The organism is Terrisporobacter muris, assembly GCF_024621905.1.
GTDB lineage: Bacteria > Bacillota > Clostridia > Peptostreptococcales > Peptostreptococcaceae > Terrisporobacter > Terrisporobacter muris.
On sequence record NZ_JANKBY010000320.1, the window covers coordinates 1 to 4,096 of the forward strand.

Annotated in this window: 3 protein-coding genes and 1 riboswitch; all 3 genes read right to left on the bottom strand. The window is 27.7% G+C overall.

The features are described 5' to 3' along the window. Window positions 1–103: 103 nt before the first annotated feature. On the bottom strand, window positions 104–403 hold the full coding sequence (locus NSA58_RS16930) for a (2Fe-2S)-binding protein (protein WP_039678200.1): 300 nt from the start codon (window positions 401–403) through the stop codon (window positions 104–106). 118 nt (window positions 404–521) lie between these two features. Then, window positions 522–1,766 carry a saccharopine dehydrogenase family protein gene (locus NSA58_RS16935; RefSeq protein WP_039678199.1) on the bottom strand — a complete coding sequence of 415 codons (1,245 nt, stop codon included), beginning with the start codon at window positions 1,764–1,766 and terminating at the stop codon, window positions 522–524. Between the two features lie 213 nt (window positions 1,767–1,979). Then, window positions 1,980–2,086: riboswitch (glycine riboswitch) on the bottom strand. Window positions 2,087–2,185: 99 nt separating this feature from the next. Beyond that, window positions 2,186–4,030: an asparagine synthase (glutamine-hydrolyzing) gene (gene asnB / locus NSA58_RS16940; protein ID WP_074429883.1), complete on the bottom strand. Its 1,845-nt coding sequence runs from the start codon at window positions 4,028–4,030 to the stop codon at window positions 2,186–2,188. Window positions 4,031–4,096 lie beyond the last annotated feature (66 nt).

Genomic DNA, 4,096 nt, shown 5'->3' on the forward strand with positions numbered 1-4,096 from the left:
TCTTGGCTTGAATAAAAACATCCAAATTTTATTTTATTATTTTTCTATACAATAATTAAAAAGCCTTAGGTTTCACTTATATGAAACTACTAAGGCTTTTTAATTATTTTTTATTATCTATAATATTTTGTAATACTGCTTTACATCTACCGCATCCAGTACCTGCTTTAGTTTCCGCCATAACTTTCTCGATAGTATCTGCACCATTTTTAACTGCTTCTACAACTTCGTTTACTGATACATTTTGACACTTACAAGCATTTTGTAATACTCTATCTATCTCGCTATATTCATCATCATTTTCTATAACTATATCAGTCATATCCTTAACTTCTTTAACAGTTCTAGCTCCTTGAGCTTGTACTGCTCTAACTTTTAAATATTTTTCTTTGTCTAAAATCATATGTATTCTCCTTGTATAAAAATTCACATTATTAAAAATGAATATTAAGTATATTTCATATAATCATAAAATTACTTAATATCATTTTTTAAGTTTATTATTCCACTTAAATATAGGATTATACTATTTCATATCTAAATCCACTTTCTTTCATTAAATCTAGATATGGAATTGGATCAAAATATTCTGGTGAAAATACTCCTTCTCCTTTCCAAATTCCTCTACCTATAAGTTCTATACTAAGAGCTGCACCAAATCCTGTTTGAGCTACTACTGCTTGCATCCCCCATCTTCTTATTGATTCTTTATTATCAAAAGGCTGATACATAAATATTTCTTTTTTCTTTTTATCTTTTATACCTATACAGTGAACACCAACAAGCATCATACCTGTCATTTCATTACCAATATCTTTTGGTTGTGGTGCACAAGCTGCAACTACATCTCTTGGAACTACATTTACTCCACCTACATCTACTGGATGTATACTTCTAAGCCCCAAAGAATCAATTACTTTTAATGCATTTATTAAAGATGGATCTAATGCTATTTTGAAAGTAACTTTCTTAAGCCCATATTTACTTAAATATCTTTGCATAGTAACAACTTCTTCATGTTCTACTTTTACCAAAGTATTTTCTCCAACACCTTCAGGCATGATAAATTTTTCTTCTCCACAAAAAGCATCTTCTACTATAAATCCACCTTTCTCTTTATCATACTCCACATTTGGATTCATAACCTCATCTAAAATAGTCCATACATTAAATCCAAAGGTTATGTCATTTTCTTTAGCTCCTGGTATTTCTAAGTTGCCCCCATCTTTTACGTGTATCTCATGCAACTCATCAAATTCATATTCTGCAGCGTATTTAGCAAATACATTAACAACACCTGGGTCTATTCCCATACATATACAAGCCATCTGATTTTTCTTTTTCCACTCTTCATGTCTATCAAAATTATACTTAGTCATAGGTTCTATATAACTATTTTCTATACCAAGACCAAATTTAGGATTATCCATAGGCACCGACCAAGTTCCCATACTTCCGTAATTTGCGCCACCCTCATAAGCAGCATCAAAAATTATGTTACTTACAAATGGTGCGGCTGAATCCATTACAAAATCTATACTGTATTCTTTTATTAATTCAATCATTTCATCTTTATTTCTAGCATCAACTTGAACTGCTTTATAATTTTCTTTTTCTTTTAAATTTTCTATTACTTCATTGGCTCTTTGTAAATCGTAATCAGCTACTAAAACAAATTCTAACCATTCATTATGATTTTTTCTACTTTCTAGTATCCTTAATATTGATTCTCCTACTGCTCCTGATCCTACTAACATCATTCTCATAAATAATTTTTTCTCCTCTTATATGAATTTTTAAAATGTATATTCGTAGATAAATATGATTTTTAATTTGAGAGTTATGCTTTGTATTCAATTTATATTTTTTAACAAAAAAAGACAGAGTAATAAGCATGCTAAATAAGCATCTTATTACTCTGTCCTTTTGCCAGTTGGTTATAGCCACGTAGGCGACGGTATCCGTTCTCTCCAAAGCTTCGTCAAACAATCTTCCTTTTGCCTGTCAGTTTCAAAAAAGATTAAGATAAAATCTTTTTTTTGCTTCTTCGGCCTTACATCTAAGTAATGTCTAAGATTATTTTCATCCGATCATATTTATTTTACTACTCTATTTTATAACATATAATTTTTTTGTCAATAAAAAATTTAAATGATTCAAATATAATACTTGTTCAAAATAATTATTAAAATTGTATATTTAATTTTTCAATAAAAATTTGATACCATAAAGCAAACATAAATATAGTCCATACTTTTCTGGAATTATCTTTTTTATCACATATATGTTCATCTAAAAGTTTTATAGCATAATCCTTATTAATAAATTCATCAATATTTGAATCTAATATAGTTTTTCTTACTACATCACCTAATTCTTCTTTTAACCAAACTCTTATTGGTGTTGGAAATCCTAGCTTTTTCTTTTCAACTACGTGTTTTGGAACTATATCTTTAAATGCTTCTCTAAGTAATACTTTAGATTGGTTCTTTGTAACCTTTTGATCTAAACTTAACTTAGAAGATAATTCAAGAACTTCTTTATCTAAAAATGGAACTCTAAGTTCTATAGATGCACCCATCGACATTCTATCTCCTTTTAATAAAATATCTCCTGGTAGCCATGTATTCATATCTATATATTGCATAGTAGTTACATAATCATATCCTCTTTTTTCTGCTTCATCATAAATAGATTTAGTTGAATTTTGATAAATGAAATTATCACTATAATTATTTAAAACTTCTTTTAATTCCTTATTTTCAAATATTTTTGCATTACCTATATATCTATCTCTTAAGGGTGTAGTTGATCTAATCAAATAACTTTTACCTCTTACTTCTGGCATAATATTAGCTATTTTATTTACTGTATCATTAAGTTTATTAGGCATATTTAATAAAGGTTTTATACTAAAATATTCTTTATAGATATTATACCCTCCAAATAATTCATCTGCTCCTTCTCCAGATAAGACAACTTTGACATGTTTTCTCGCTTCCTTAGATAAAAAATATATTCCAAGAGCTGATGGATCAGCTAGCGGATCATCTAGTAGTTTAACAACTTCTGGCAAAGATTTTATATATTCTTTTTGACTCACCTTAATTTGTATATTTTCTATTCCTAATTCATCAGCAGTTTTTTTAGCTATATCTAACTCATTGTATCCATCTATTCCAAAACCTACTGAAAATGATTTTATATTAGGGTTAATTTTAGAAGCTAAAGTTGCTATTATGGATGAATCAATACCTCCAGATAAAAATGTTCCTACTTCAACATCAGATATTAAATGTTTTTTAACAGATTCATTAATCACATTATAAACATCTTCTTTGCTTATATCATTTCTTGTTTTGTAATCAATATCATAATAATTTTTTATAGTAAGTATATCATCTCTTATAGTAAAGTAATGATGTGGTGGTATTTTTTTTATTTCTTTTAACATGGTACCTTCACCATTTGTATATTGAAATGATAGATATTGTTGTAAAACCTCTTCATCAATACTTCTTTCATTGGATAAAAGTAATAAAGATTTGTACTCTGATGAGAAAGCTATAAAATCTTCATTTTCAAAGTAATACAAAGGTTTAATACCAAATATGTCTCTTGCTCCAAATAAAATTTGATTTTCTTCATCCCATATTAAAAAAGCATACATTCCCCTTAATTTTTCAACACATTTTTCTTTCATTTCAATATAAGATGTTAAAAGTACTTCAGTATCTGAATTAGTAGTAAATTTATGATTTTTTTCTTCTAATTTTTTTCTTAATTCTTCATGGTTATATATTTCACCATTAAAAATTATCACATTATTGTCTTTTTCAAAGGTCTGATGGCCACTTTCTATGTCTATTATACTTAGTCTTCTAAATCCAAAACTTATCTTATCATTTTCATAATATCCTTCATCATCTGGTCCTCTATGATATATTTCTTTATTTGCATCTCTTATAGCTTTTTGTCTTGCTAAATCAGGTTGTGCTGTTTTATAATATATTGCCACATGTCCGCACATATTTTGCCTCCTAAGTTGCGATTAGTCTATGATTAAATGTTAGATATATATTTGGTTAAATATATA

Bases quoted from the DNA above. Each gene is read 5' to 3' on its own strand.
- NSA58_RS16935 (WP_039678199.1), bottom strand. From the start codon at position 1,766: ATGAGAATGATGTTAGTAGGATCAGGAGCAGTAGGAGAATCAATATTA.
- asnB (WP_074429883.1), bottom strand. From the start codon at position 4,030: ATGTGCGGACATGTGGCAATATATTATAAAACAGCACAACCTGATTTA.
- NSA58_RS16930 (WP_039678200.1), bottom strand. From the start codon at position 403: ATGATTTTAGACAAAGAAAAATATTTAAAAGTTAGAGCAGTACAAGCT.